11 protein-coding genes are annotated in these 13,584 nt (G+C 71.9%); 7 read left to right on the top strand and 4 right to left on the bottom strand.

Translation table 11 applies throughout. The features are described 5' to 3' along the window. Positions 1-32 precede the first annotated feature (32 nt). Positions 33-908, bottom strand: a complete 876-nt coding sequence (locus tag OM076_RS12270) for an SCO3242 family prenyltransferase (RefSeq protein WP_270040213.1) — start codon at positions 906-908, stop codon at positions 33-35. Next, the gene (locus OM076_RS12265) at positions 905-2,068 is read right to left on the bottom strand and encodes an inositol-3-phosphate synthase (protein WP_270040212.1); all 1,164 of its coding nucleotides are present in this window, start codon (positions 2,066-2,068) and stop codon (positions 905-907) included. Before OM076_RS12265 ends, OM076_RS12270 begins: the two co-directional genes overlap by 4 nt. A gap of 140 nt (positions 2,069-2,208) precedes the next feature. On the opposite strand from OM076_RS12265, the gene OM076_RS12260 reads away from it, so the two are divergent. The 4 genes from OM076_RS12260 (at position 2,209) to OM076_RS12245 (ending at position 6,547) form a co-directional block, all read left to right on the top strand. Further along, complete coding sequence (locus tag OM076_RS12260) at positions 2,209-2,910, top strand: ThuA domain-containing protein (RefSeq protein ID WP_270040210.1); 702 nt, start codon at positions 2,209-2,211, stop codon at positions 2,908-2,910. After that, complete coding sequence (locus OM076_RS12255) at positions 2,900-3,838, top strand: WD40/YVTN/BNR-like repeat-containing protein (protein WP_270040209.1); 939 nt, start codon at positions 2,900-2,902, stop codon at positions 3,836-3,838. The genes OM076_RS12260 and OM076_RS12255 overlap by 11 nt, the downstream gene beginning before the upstream one ends. Before the next feature lie 164 nt (positions 3,839-4,002). Continuing rightward, a complete protein-coding gene (locus tag OM076_RS12250; protein ID WP_270040207.1) occupies positions 4,003-5,850 on the top strand; it encodes a hypothetical protein in 1,848 nt (615 codons plus the stop codon). 64 nt (positions 5,851-5,914) lie between these two features. Further along, a complete protein-coding gene (locus OM076_RS12245) occupies positions 5,915-6,547 on the top strand; it encodes a hypothetical protein (RefSeq protein WP_270040206.1) in 633 nt (210 codons plus the stop codon). On the opposite strand, the gene OM076_RS12240 is transcribed toward OM076_RS12245, so the two are convergent. Then, positions 6,544-7,245: a peptidylprolyl isomerase gene (locus tag OM076_RS12240; RefSeq protein WP_270040204.1), complete on the bottom strand. Its 702-nt coding sequence runs from the start codon at positions 7,243-7,245 to the stop codon at positions 6,544-6,546. The two genes, OM076_RS12245 and OM076_RS12240, sit on opposite strands and share 4 nt — an antisense overlap. Positions 7,246-7,548: 303 nt before the next feature. On the opposite strand from OM076_RS12240, the gene OM076_RS12235 reads away from it, so the two are divergent. Together OM076_RS12235 and OM076_RS12230 are read left to right on the top strand one after the other, a co-directional pair. Continuing rightward, on the top strand, positions 7,549-9,729 hold the full coding sequence (locus OM076_RS12235) for an ArnT family glycosyltransferase (protein ID WP_270040202.1): 2,181 nt from the start codon (positions 7,549-7,551) through the stop codon (positions 9,727-9,729). Between the two features lie 121 nt (positions 9,730-9,850). Beyond that, positions 9,851-10,486, top strand: coding sequence for a zinc metalloprotease (locus tag OM076_RS12230; protein WP_270040200.1), 636 nt, complete (start codon positions 9,851-9,853; stop codon positions 10,484-10,486). Here OM076_RS12230 and OM076_RS12225 read toward each other — a convergent pair. Further along, on the bottom strand, positions 10,483-13,311 hold the full coding sequence (locus OM076_RS12225; protein ID WP_270040198.1) for a glycoside hydrolase family 2 TIM barrel-domain containing protein: 2,829 nt from the start codon (positions 13,309-13,311) through the stop codon (positions 10,483-10,485). The two genes, OM076_RS12230 and OM076_RS12225, sit on opposite strands and share 4 nt — an antisense overlap. 18 nt (positions 13,312-13,329) lie before the next feature. Between OM076_RS12225 and OM076_RS12220 the strand changes: the two genes are divergently transcribed. Beyond that, complete coding sequence (locus tag OM076_RS12220) at positions 13,330-13,575, top strand: hypothetical protein (RefSeq protein WP_270040197.1); 246 nt, start codon at positions 13,330-13,332, stop codon at positions 13,573-13,575. The last annotated feature ends 9 nt before the right edge of the window (positions 13,576-13,584 follow it).

The following is a 13,584-nucleotide window of genomic DNA, read 5'->3' as shown; positions in this document are numbered from 1 at the left end:
TCCCCCCTCGGTGACGGGACCAGCGCCACCGATCATGTAACTGCTCTCCTCTTGGCCGCCCGGCGGGCGATCGGCCACAGTGTGGCGACGCCCGCGGCCGGAACGACAGCGCCGGACCCCGCCAGCAGCCCGGCCTCCAGCGGGATCAAGCCCATGATGCCCGTACCCACGGCCCGCTGCATGAGCGCCGGAGTCGGGTCGGCCGCGGCGGCCGCGTGCGCGCGACCGACGACCGCGGCGTACGCGCCGACGAGCCCCAGCGCGGCGGCGCGCCCGAAGCGCGGAGCGCGGCGGCTGAGCAACGCGCCCGCGGCGGCCACGCCCACGGTGGCGGCGAGCGCGCGCTTGGGCACCGCGGCGTCGCCGCCGGTGACCTCACGGCGCGAGACCTCGGTGACGACCGCGATGTGCGCGGCGACGACCGCCGCCGCCGGGGCCGCGGACACCGCACCCCGCGCGCCCGCGCCCATCATCACGTCCAGCCCGCGGCAGGCGGACATGCTGCCCGAGGCGACCGGTGTCGACTTCAGCACGAGGTCATAGCCCCAGACGGCCGCGGCCAGCGGCGCCGTGACGGCGAGCGCGCGCTTGCCGTCGGCGGCCACCGAGAGCACGACGGCGCCGGCCGTCAGCGCCCCGGCGAGGCCGAGCGCGAACCCTGGCGAGACGCGGCCCGACGGGATCGGGCGGCCGGGCCGCTCGACGGCGTCGACCTCGCGGTCGGCGTAGTCGTTGAGCGCCATCCCCGCCAGATATAGGCATGAGGACGCGGCGACCATCCCGGCCGTCCGCGGCAGGTTCCACACCTGCCCGGAGGCGGCGGCGCCGACGAGCACGTCCCCCGGCACACTCAGCACCGCCGGCAGGCGGACCAGCTCCGCCACATCCGCCGGCGCGGGAAGACTCACGCGGCGACCTTCTGGAGCACCCAGCGCTCCAGCATCTCGTACTGGCGGTGGAGCTGATGCTCACGGGTCCCGGCCGGGTCCTTGAAGAAGAACGCGAGGTTGGTCAGCACGCCGGACTCGCCCCGCTCCAGCGCCAGCGCCGCGAGCCGGATCAGGTCGAGGATCAGCGGAGCGGCCAGGGCCGAGTCGCAGCCCTCCCACGTGAACTGCAGCTTCATCCGGATGCCGAGGAAGCCCTCGAAGACGACGTGATCCCAGGCCGTCTTCCACTCGCCCATGTCGCGGACGTCCTGGATGTAGATCGGCGCCTCGACCGGGTAGCCGAGGATCTCCTCCAGCAGCCGGCCCTTGGAGTCCAGTTTGGACTGCGCGCGAGCGGGATCGGCCAGCGCCGCGCCGTCGCCGCCGCCGAGCAGGTTCATCCCCGACCACGAGCGGACCTTCAGCGCGCGGGCGGCGAAGGCGGGTGCCAGCGCGGACTTCATGAACGTCTCGCCGGTCTTGCCGTCACTGCCGGCCAGCGGCACCTCGTGCGCCTCGGCCAGCGCCTCGATGGCGGGCAGCCGCGCGCCGACCGACGGCGTGAAGTCGACGTACGCGCAGCCGGTCTCGATCGCCGCGAGCGCGTAGAGCGCGCTGGGCGGGAGCACGGCCAGGTTCTGGTCGAGCGCGTCCATCAGCGCGGCCGGGTTCTCGTGGGCCGGGTGCGGCTCCACCGGCGCCTCGGTCGAGGACACGTTGAGGACGACGACGCGCCCGAGATCGTGGCGGGTGCGGAACGCGTTGAGGTCGCTGACCATGCGGGCGAGCGAGGCCTGCGGCTCGATCCGCGCCTCGCGGCCGGTGATGCCGGGGCGCTGCTCGGATTCCGCCGCCTCCAGCGCGCCGGCGAGCGCGCCCGGGAGGCCGACGGGCAGCACGCCGTCGTCAACCAGGCGGGCGGCGCGGATCGCCAGCGGCGTCTCCACGACGTCGTGCCCGCCGAAGATCAGATCGCCCAGTCCGACGAGACCCGCGTCGGTGAACGGCGGGCGCATCGTGACGAGCCCGGTCGGCTCGGCCAGGCCGGCGGCAACCGCCGCGGCGCCCGTCATCGCAGTCGTCGCGACCGACCCGCGGCCGCCGACGAGCCACACTCCAACGCGGCGATCTTCGTTCATCCCACCAGACCCTTAGACACTGAACGAGCGTAGCGTCGTGCTTCTTCTCGCCTCATCGCTTGCACTTTATGCTCTGTGTCAAGACCAAGTCTGTTTGTTGGAAGGCAAAACGAATCGCTAGACCGCTTTTGTTTCTGGTAGTGCTTGCAATCTGCACGGCGTGCGGGAGCGAGCCCGTGGCGCAGACGGGGCCGAAGCCCTTCCGCGTGCTCGTGTTCACCAAGACGACGGGCTACCGCCACGACTCCATCCCCTCCGGCGTGGCCGCGATCAAGCGCCTCGCCGCCCGCCACTCCTTCTCCGTGGATACGACCGCCGACGCGGGGAGGTTCACCACCCGCTCCCTCGAGCGCTACGACGCGGTGGTGTTCCTCTCGACGACCGGGACCCCGATAAAGAGTGGCAAACAGCGGTCCGCTTTTGTGTCATACATCCGCCGAGGCGGTGGCTATCTCGGGATCCACGCGGCCTCCGACACGCGCGGGGACTGGCCGTGGTACGAGCGGCTCGTGGGTGCGCGCTTCAAGCGCCATGACCCCGGCCTGTCGTCGCGCGGCGTGGAGATCCTCGACCCCGGAACGGCCGCCACCCGGACGCTTCCGAACCCGTGGGTGCGCACGGACGAGTGGTACGAGTTCCGCTCGGCGCCGGCCGCGCATGTGCTCGCCGCGCTCGACCAAACGCGTCCGCTCGCGTGGTGTCACCGCTACGATGGCGGCCGCTCGGTGTACACCGCGATGGGTCATACGAAGGAGTCCTACGCCGAGCCTCGCTTCTTGGCGCACCTGCTCGGCGCGCTCGAGATGGCCGCCGGCCGCGCGAGGTTCGACTGTGCGGATTGAGCCCCTCGCGCGCGCGTGCGTGCTCGCGGCAACGTTGGCCTTCGCCGCCTGCGGCGGTGACCCGGCGCCGCCCGCGAGCCCGACCAGCGCGCCCACCGAGGCGCCGACCGAAGCGCCCACGACCGCCGATCCCGCCGCCACCGCGCCGCCGCCGGCCGGCGACGGGTCCAGCCCGGCGATCAACTCGGTCACGGTCGACCCCGGCGACGGGACGATCATGGTCGGCTCCGGGCCGGCGCTGTTCCGCCTCGCTCCCGGCGCGAAGGAGGCCGAGCGCCTCACCGGCCAGCTCCCGGGCGGCAGAGTCTCCGGCAACCTCGTCGTGCGCTTCGCAGGCCCCGACGACCTGCTCGCCTCCGGCCATCCCCAGGACGGTGAGCTCCCGGAGAACCTGGGGCTGATCCGCTCCAAGGACCACGGCGCCACCTGGGAGCGCGTCCAGGGGCCGGAGGCCGACTACCACGAGCTCGAGATGGCCGGGAAGCTGATCCTCGGCGTCAACGCCGAGTCGCCCGACATCCAGGTCTCCAGCGACGGCGGCGCGACCTGGGAGAAGCGGACACCGCCCGCGGCGCCCATCGACGTCGTCGTCAATCCCGGCGATCCGCAGCAGTGGGCGGTCTCGACCGAGCAGGGCACCTTCGTCTCCACGAACGCCGGGCAGTCCTGGCGCCCGCGCGACACGACCTTCGGCGCGCGGCTGATCTGGCCGAGCAAGGACGCGCTCTACAGCGTCGACCGCAACGGCAAGGTCCGCGCCAGCACCGACGGCGGGCGCACCTGGCAGGACCGCGGCGACATCGGCGGCCTGCCCAGCGAAGTCACGGCCGGCCGGCAGGGCGAGATCCTCGCCGCCGTGGTCGGCGGCAAGATCCGCCGGTCCAAGGACGGCGGGCGCACGTGGTCGACTCTGACCACTTTGCACTGACGCCGCAGCAAATGGTTGCGAGGCTCGACAAAAGCGTCCTAGACGTTTTGCTGGGTCGCGCCGCAAAAGACCATTGACTTCTGATCTAAAGCTCGACTAGTCTTCTCATCGGGTTGTCATCGACCTCACACTCCGGTTCGAGGTCAGAAAGAGGAGAAGGCGAATTGAAGGGAATCTCTCGGCGCGCTCGCACGTGCGCCGTGGTTGCCGCGACTGGTGTTGCGGTCCTCGCTAGCTCGGCGTCTGCGCAGGCGCAGCGGCCCGCGAAGACCGGCAACGGCATTCCGGCCGGTCAGGCGAGCACGCAGATGTTCAACTACGGGACGTACTTGAACAACGGCGGCAACACTGGCGCCGCCAACCCGGTCACCGGCGTTTCTGCCGCGTGCCTGACGTCCACCAGCACCACCTGCCGCCTCGAGCGCCTCGAAGGCCTGTTCGCCTTCTTCCAGCGCAAGGGCTGGACCAACATCGAGCTCTTCGCGCACTCCGGTTTCCCGGCGCAGAACGACATTCCAGGCCTGGTCGCCTACCGCGCGCTGCTCGACAAGTACGGCCTGCACGCGGCCGGCTGGCACGGCACCGTGACCGACGTGGGCCCGGCGTGGACCGAGCGCCTCGCCGCGTCGAAGATCCTCGGCATGGACTACATCGGCTCGGGCGGCGTCGCCTCCCCGGGCATCAACACGTACTCCAACACGCTGCTCACCGCGCAGGCGCTCAACCGCCTGGGCAAGGAGGCCGTCGAGGCGGGTGTCGGCCCCGTCTACATCCATAACCACACGGGCGAGTTCGACGCCAAGTACGTCGACAACGGCGTCCTGAAGTCGGCCTGGCAGATCCTCATGGACCGCACCGAGTCCCGCTACGTGCAGGCCGAGGTCGACGTCTTCTGGTCCTCGGACGCGTTCGGCGACGTCACCGGCGAGGCGACCGCGGCGCTGGTCAACGCCAACCCGACGCGCGTGAAGATGATGCACATCAAGGACGGCATCAACATCGCCGCCCAGAACAGCCCCACGGACACGCGCACCGGTTCGCCGCGTCCGACGGGCACCGGCGAGCTCGACTTCCGCCCGATCTTCGCCGCCGCGCTGGGCAAGGTCCAGTACTACCACCACGAGCATGACGGTGGCACCGTGACCGACGCGGACACGAGCTTCACCAACCTCTCGCCGATCGGCCCGTCCATCGCTCCGGCGGTGCTCGGCCTTCCGACGAACTTCCCGACGGTCGCGGCCGGCACCCCGGCCGCCGAGAACGCCGTCGACGTGAAGATCACCAACACGGGCCAGGCGCCGCTCGTCATCACCACGAACACGATCGCCAACCAGACCGGCGGCTCCGACGCCGGCGACTTCGCGATCGTCAGCAGCACCTGCGCCAACTCCACGGTCGCCGCCGGTAACCCGAACGCGACCCCGGCCGTCCCGCGCGGCACCTGCACCGTGAAGGTCGGCTTCAAGCCGACGAAGACCAACTACCGCTCCGTCGCCCTGCTGCGGATCACCTCCAACGCCGATGACGCGACGGAGTCGATCCTGCTCACGGGCTCAAGCAACGCCAACGCCGTGGGCGGCGTGGGCGGCACCGTGCCGACCTCGCTCTCCCTGACGCTCGGCGGCTCGCCCAGCTTCGGCGCGTTCACGCCCGCCGTCGCCCGGACGTACGACACGGCCGTCGCCGCGTCGGTCGTCAGCACCGCCGGTGACGCGACCCTCTCGGTCACGGACGCAAGCAGCACCGCCACGGGCCACCTCGTCAACGGCACGTTCGCGCTGCCGTCGGCGCTGCAGGTGCGCGCCGCCAACACCGCCAACCCGAACCCGGCCTACGCGTCGCTGAGCGAAGTGGCCAACACGCCGCTGAACATCCTCAGCTACGCCGGTCCGACCGCGGGTGCGGACACCGTCACCGTCGGTTTCCGCCAGGCGATCGGCGCGACGGACACGCTGCGCTCCGGCAGCTACAGCAAGACGCTCACCTTCACGCTGAGCACCACCACTCCGTAAGCGCTCCAATCCCGAGGGCGCCGGCCGTTCGCGGCCGGCGCCCTCGTGGTATTTCCGAGGTCACATGAAGACGTTGTTCGTAGTCGCCGCGCTCGCCGTGCTGCTCGCGGGCTGTGGCGGCGACAAGAAGGCCGCGGACACGACGCCCACCGCGACCCCGACGCCCACGGCGCCGGCCCGGCACGAGGACCCCGATCTCGCGGGCTACTCGCAGGGCGTCAAGGACTATTACGTCGAGATCCACAACGAGCCCACGGGCGACGCGGAGACCGACATCGAGACCGAGTACCACCAGCCGCCGCGCCCGGCGGAGGCCCGGCTGGGTGAGCCGATCACCCTGACCGGCACCAACATCGGCATCCGCCTGCAGGTCACGCCGACCAAGGTCGAGACCGTCGGCGACCACGTCGCCGTGCAGCTGAAGCTCGAGAACACGGGCATCACCGTCTACGAGGCGCCGCTGCGCCAGGCCGCGCTGAGCTACGGCGACGGTAAGCCGGTAGGGATCGACGCCGGTGCCCGCGCCGCGTGCTCGAACGGCTTCGAGGCCGAGACGCTGCGCCTCGACGTCGGGCGCAAGACGTCCGGCTGCCTGCTCTTCCCGGCGCCGCGCGGTGGTGAGGCGCCGACGCGCTTCCAGCTCGCGCTGGAGATCGTGCCGACCACCGCCGGCGGGATCTGGAACCTCGGCGGCTAGCTCTCGTCGACCTTGATCGAGTTGATCAGCACGGGCGCGTCCGGGAAGTCCGAGCGCGGGTCCGTGATGATCGCCCCGATCTTGTCGGCCACGTCCTGGCCTGAGGTGACCTCGCCCAGGAGCGCGTAGTCGGGCGTGAGCTGCTCGCCGTCCTTGCCGGTCACCACGAAGAACTGGGAACCGGACGCGCCGACCGGGTCGTTGGCGGCCTTGGCCATCGCGACGACGTACTTGACGTACTTGAGCGTCTTCGGCGGCGCTTCGACGACCTGGTAGCCGGGGCCGCCGTTGCCGGTGCCCAGCGGGTCACCGCCCTGGAAGACGAACCCGGGGACGATCCGGTGGATCAGCAGGCCGTCGTAGAAGCCCTGGTCGGCCAGATACTTGAAGGAGCCGCCCGTCTTGGGCGCGCGCTTGGCGTCCAGGGTGATCTCGAACGCGCCGCAGTTGGTGTCGACCGTGGCGACGTAGGTATGTGCGGCGTCGAGGGTCTCGGTCGGCTTCTTGAGCTTGGCTCGCTTCTGCTCGCCCGGGTTCTTCGCGGGCGTGCAGTGGTTCTCGTCGAGCGCGGCGGCCGCCGTGGCGGTGGCCTCCGCGGGCGTGGCGGTGGACTGGGCGGCCTTCGGTTTGTCCGATCCACCGCACGCGGTGAGAAGCAGGGCAAGGCAGGCGGCAGCGACGGTGAGGGACCTGGACACGGCGGGCAAGGATAGATGCGACCCCGTTCCTGGGTACGTGGTCTGAAGATGAGAGGGAGGCTCGGTTCGCGCGCCGCGATCGGCGCCGGGTTCTTTGTCGCGGCATCTTCTTCGGCCGCCCGCTGACCGTGATCCTGCTGCTCATCGCCCTCGCCGCGTTCGTCGTCCCCCACCTGGGCGTGTTGCGCGACCGGACCTTCTCCGACGAGGACTGAAAATAAAGGGGACTGTCCCCTTTAGGTTCCCAGGGAGTTCTCAGGGAAGTCCGAGGCTTCTCTTACGGGCCGTGCCGAGGGTTGAGGCATGTCTGCCACGACCCATGACGGCCTGCGCGTCCCCGCCCGCCCGCGGGTGCGCGGGCGTGCCGTAGCTCTCCCCCGCCCCGAAGTCGCCGCGCTGCTGGTGCTGGCGGGTGCCTTGAACCTGTGGGCGCTGTCGCGCAACGGGTGGGCGAACGACTACTACGCGGGCGCGGTGCGCTCGATGGCCGGGTCGTGGCACGCGTTCCTGTACGGATCCTTGGACGCCGGCGGCGTGATGACGGTGGACAAGCCGCCGATGGCGCTGTGGGTGCAGGCGCTGTCCGTGCGCGTGTTCGGGTTCAACTCGTGGGCGATGCTCGTGCCGCAGGCGCTGATGGGCGTCGCGTCGGTGTGGCTCGTCTACGACCTCGTCGCGCGGCGGTTCGGCCGGGCGGGTGGGTTCATCGCGGGCGCGGTGCTGGCGCTGACGCCGATCGCGGTCGCCGTCTCGCGCCACAACAACCCGGATGCGCTGCTGATCCTGTGCGTCGTCGGCGCGCTGTGGGCGGTCGTGCGGGCGTTGGAGGACGGCCGGGTGCGCTGGATGGTGCTCGCGGGTGCGCTCGTCGGGTTCGGCTTTGAGACGAAGATGGCCGCGGCGCTGCTGGTCGTGCCCGCGCTAGCGGTCGCGTGGCTGTGGGCGGCGCCGCGCAACCGGGTGCGCGGGCTGCTCGGCGGCGGGCTCGCGCTGATCGTGGCGGGTGGGGCGTGGCCGCTGCTGGTCGCGCTGACGCCGGCGTCGTCGCGGCCCTGGATCTCGGGCACGTCGGACAACTCGATCTGGTCGCTGATCGTCAATTACAACGGCCTCGGCCGGCTCGACGGCCAGGCGGGTGGGCCGCAGGGCATGGCCGGTGGCGGCGGGCCGGGTGGCGGTGGCGGCGGGTTCGGCGGCGGCAACGGCCTCTTCGGGGGCGATCCCGGTGTGTTGCGGCTTTTGAACAGCGCGCTGGGCGGGCAGGCGGGCTGGCTCCTGGGCTTCGCGCTGGTGGCGGGCGTCGCGCTCGTGGTCTCCTCGCGCCTGTCGCGCCGTGACCCGGTCACCGGCTGGGTGCTGGCCGTCGGCGGCGTGGCGCTGACCGCCGCGGTCGCGTTCAGCAGCGCCAAGGGCATCTTCCACCCCTATTACGTGAGTGAGCTCGCCCCGTTCGCGGCGGCGCTGGTCGGTGCGGGCGCCGTGCGCTTCACGCAGGGCGATCGGCTCGCGCGGATCGCGGGCCCGCTCGCGATCGCCGGCGCCGTGTTGACGGAGCTGAAGGTGCTCGGCGACAATTCGGGCTCGCTTTCGTGGGTCCCGCCGGTCCTCGTCGTGGTGGGTGTGCTGGGGGCGGGCGCGGTCGCGTTCGGCCCCGACGCCCGGACGCGCAACGCGGGCATCGCGGGCGCGCTCGCGGCGCTCCTGATCGCGCCGGCGACCTGGTCGATCCAGACCCTCGGCCACGCCACCAACGGAACCTTCCCGGCGGGTGGCCCGGCAACGGCGGGCGTCGGCTTCGGCGGTCCGGGAGGGGGCGGCGGCGGTTTCCGCGGCCGCGGCGGCTTCGGCGGGGGCAACTTCACGCCGCCGGCGGGCGCCAACACGCCCCCGGGCGCAGGCGGCATCGACCCGGGCATGACCGGCACGGCCCCCGGCGCGAGCGGAACGGCCCCAGGCGGCGCGGGCTCGGCGCCCGGCGCGAACGGAACGGCCCCGGGCGGCACCGGCACCAACGGCATCGCCCCCGGCGCCGGCGGGACCACTCCCGGCGCCAACGGGTTCGGCGGCCGTGGCGGATTCGGTGGGCCCGGCGGTGGCGGTGGCGCGTTCGGCGGCAATTCCGCGTCGCTTACTTCGGCGCTCGCGTACATCAAGGCCAACGGCGGCGGCACGCTCGCCGTCTCGAGCCAGTCCACCGCGGCGGCCGCGATCATCGCCTCCGACGCGGATGTCGCCGGCATCGGCGGGTTCTCCGGGCGCGAGAGCGCGGTCACTCCCGCTTGGCTCGCGTCCGAGGTCCAGCTGGGCAAGATCCGCTGGGTGCTCGCCGACGACTCCGGTGGCGGCGGGCTCCGCAACGACGGCCGGACGGGCTCGACCACCGCGATGGCCGCCGTGCAGTCCGCCTGCAAGTCCGTCAACGCCGACGGCGTGACGCTCTACGACTGCGCGGGGCAGTCCGCGGCGCTGGCGGCCGCGGGCTGACGCGCAGCCGTGAGCGCCAACCTAAAGAGGGTCTGACCCCCTTTACATAAATGGGGTCAGACCCTCTTTAGAAACGGCGATGCGCAAGGCGCCGCCGGTAGGCTGGTCGGGGTCTCAACGCGTGCGCACCCTCGGTCTCACACCCTGGCCGGCACGTCGCGCGCACCGCGTCCTGGTGCTCGTCGCCGTCGCCGCGCTTCTCGCCTCCCTGGTGGTCTGGCTGATCCCCGGCGGGAAGCCGGATACCAAGTGGCCCGGCGGCGTCGTCAACGTCTACGGGCCGCCCACGATGACCGACACGCTGGTCATCGCCGCGCGGCAGTGGACGACCTCTGGCGCCCACGTGGACCTGCGCGTGGTGCTCCGGCCCAAGGACGCGGACGTGATCGTCCGCACCGACGACCGGCGTCTCGCGCAGGCGTGTGGGAAGTGCCTCGGCCACAGCGGGTCGATCGGGCGCCCTGAGACCGGCCGCACGGAGGTGCTGATCAAGTCCGAGCTCGACGGGCAGATCCGTCCGCTCTCCGTCTGGGTCGCGGCCCACGAGCTCGGTCACGTCCTCGGCCTGCGGCACCGGCCCGGCAAGGGCTGCTCGCTGATGTCGAGCAACGCGTTCGACACCCGCTGCGCCCCCACCTGGGCCTCCACCCGCCCCTCGAAGGACGACCTCGTGTGCATCCCCGGCCGCCGGGACACGCTGGTCGCCGCGCAGCTCTACGGCGGCGCTCCCGCCCGCCACGACGTGCGCTGCGGTTAGATCAAAGAGAACGCCAGAGCCAGCCCCGACGCGGCCAGGTCGAGTCGATACCGCGGGAGGACGCCGGGCCCGCAGGAGGCCGAGCCGAGACCCTGCTGCGCCACGTCGGCGTTCACCCACAGCCAGTCGGGATCGGGCACGAGATCGGGCGGGTGACGAGCGGCGGCCAGAGCCTCCGAAGTCCACGGCCGGACGGTCAGCTCGAAGTGCGCGCGACCCTCGATCCGCAGCCGCCCGCCCAGCGTCGCCCACCGCACCTCGGTGCGCGACCCGTTCTCCTGCGGCAGCAGATACGGCGTCTGCAGATCCGCCACCGCCGACGAGAACCGGCCGACGCGGGCCGCGAGCCGCGAGTCCGGGTACGCCTCCCCCGGGCCGCGCCCGAACCACTCGACGCCCTCCAGCGCGGAAGGCACGGCGAACCGCACGCCTAGCCGCGGCAGCGGGAAATCCCACGAGCGGTCGGGCACCACCGCGAGCGCGAGCACCAGCGCGCCGTCCTCGGCGGTCCACGTGTAGGTCGCGAGCAGGCCGATGTCGGACGCCGCAGGCGCGACACGGGTGCGGACGACCAGGGCGTCACCGACGCGGGCCATCGAGATCGTGCGATGGCGCATGCGATCCAACCCGGCCGCCCGCCACAACGGCGCGAGCTGCTCCGGCCCGTGGTAGCCCTCGTCGTTGTCGGTCGGCGCGCGCCAGACGTCCAACCGCGGCCCGATCAGCGGCAGAGACCCGAGCCGCGTCAGCACCCCCGTGCGCGGATCGAACTCGGCCAGAGCGAAGGGATCCGACGCCCGACGCACAGCGCGCGCAGGCGCCGCCGCCACGGGCAGTTGCCCCCAGGCGACCTCGTGACCCGCCGGCGCCCACGGCGCATCCACGGCCAGCACCGCCCGCACCGTCAGCCACGTCTCCCGCGACACGGGCGGCAGCTCATCCGGCAGCGGCAACTCGGCCACCGCGCCAGCGGGCAAGGCCCCGACGCGCAGCTCGCCGGCCACCACCGGCGCGCCCTCCTCCTCGACAAACCACACAAACGTCAAGTGCGAGAGGTCGCGGAACATGAAGCGGTTCTCGATCCGCAGGCCGCCGTCGGTCCCGGCGCCGATCCGCACCGGCTCGAAGACCTTCTTGAGCTCGACCAGGCCGGGCGAGGGCGTGCGATCCGGGAACAGCAGGCCGTCGGCGACGAAATTGCCGTCGTGCAACGGCTCGCCGAAGTCCCCGCCGTAGGCGAAGAACCCGCGCGCCGTGTCCCGGATGCCGTGGTCGATCCACTCCCAGACGAACCCGCCCTGGCAGCGCGGATGGCGTTCGAACAGCGCCTGATAGTCCGCGAGCCCGCCCGGCCCGTTGCCCATCGCGTGCGCGTACTCGCACAGCAGGAACGGCATCCGGCGCCGCCGCGCGTCCAGCTCGGGGTCGTCCAGCGGCGCCTCCTCCCCGCGCCCGATCGCGTCGACCTCCTCGTGGGAGGCGTACATCCGCGAATAGACGTCGACGTCGCGGCATGTCCAGTCGTGCTCGTAGTGCAGCGGCCGCGACGGGTCGCGCTCGCGCGCCCACGCCGCCATCGCGCCCAGGTTGCGCCCGGAGCCGCTCTCGTTGCCGAGCGACCACAGGATCACCGACGGGTGGTTCTTGTCGCGCTCGACCATCCGCCGCATCCGGTCGACCAGCGCGTGCTCCCAGTCCGGGTCATCCGACGGGTTCCGCCGCCACTCCAGCGGGAAGAAGCCGTGCGTCTCGAGGTCGCACTCGTCGATCACATACAACCCCAGCTCGTCGCAGAGCTCGAGGAACCGCGGGTGCGGCGGGTAATGCGAGGTGCGCACGGCGTTGACGTTGTGCGCCTTCATCAGCTCGATGTCACGCCGCATCACCGCTTCGGACACCGTCCGGCCCGTGTCGGGATCGAACTCGTGCCGGTTGACGCCGTGCAGCTGGACGCGGTGCCCGTTGACCTGCAGCAGCCCGTCCTCGACGACGACGCGGCGGAACCCGATCCGCAGCGTGACGTGCTCGGACGCGCTCGCCACGACGCAGTCATAGAGCCGCGGGATCTCGGCGCTCCACGCCTCCACCCGCTCGATCGTCACCGTCTCCCCGCCCAGCGCGACGATCCCCAGCTCGGGCACCGTCACCCGCGCGTCCGTCCCCGGCACGTCGACCCGCAGCCGCCCGGCGCCGGTCACGCTGTCGTAGTCGGCGTGGACGAAGACGTCGTCGATCGCGCCCACCGGCGGCCGCGCCACCAGCGTCACATCGCGGAAGATCCCCGACAGCCACCACATGTCCTGGTCCTCGAGGTAGGAGCCAGAGGACCACTGGTGCACGCGCACCGCGAGCACGTTGTCGGAGCCGGGGCGCAGCAGCGGGCCGACGTCGAACTCGGCCGGCAGCCGGCTCCCCAGCGAGACGCCCACGTAGTCGCCGTTGACCCACACCCGCAGGCACGAGTCGACGCCCTCGAAGCGCAGCACCGCGTCACCGGCGAACGCGTCGGGAACCTCGAAGCGCAGCCGGTAGTCGCCGGTCGGGTTCTCGTCGGGGACGAACGGCGGATCGACCGGGAACGGGTAGTTCACGTTCGTGTAGGCGGGAGCGCCGTAGCCGTGCAGCTGCCAGTGCGAGGGAACCGGGAGCCGATCCCAGCCGCTGTCGTCGTAATCGCGGTCGACGAAGTCCGCGGGGACGTCGGCGCGCTCGCTCAGGCGGAACGCCCACGTGCCGTTCAGTGACAGCGTGGGGGCATCGGAGCGCAGAAAGGCGCGCGCCGGACGGACCCCCTCGCCCGGAGACCGTTCTTCGTAGTAGCGCACGCCGGATAGCCTGACAGCGTGGGCCTGAACACGATCCGCTACATCGTTCCCGCGGTGCTCGTCGTCATCGGTTTCGTGATCCTGTTCACGGCCGGCGAGTCGCTGCGCTGGGAGGGTTGGGCGATGTGCGTCGGCGCCGGCCTGGCCATCCTGCTGCTCAACGCGCTCTACCGCTACGGCGCCACGGGCGACAAGGAGCGCGACGCCGAGGACTCCGCTCGGGAGTACTTCGGCGAACACGGCCGCTGGCCGGACGACGACTAGCCTGTAGCC

The sequence above is a fragment of the Solirubrobacter ginsenosidimutans genome (genome assembly GCF_027587205.1).
This window is presented reverse-complemented; position numbering and strand designations above follow the sequence as displayed.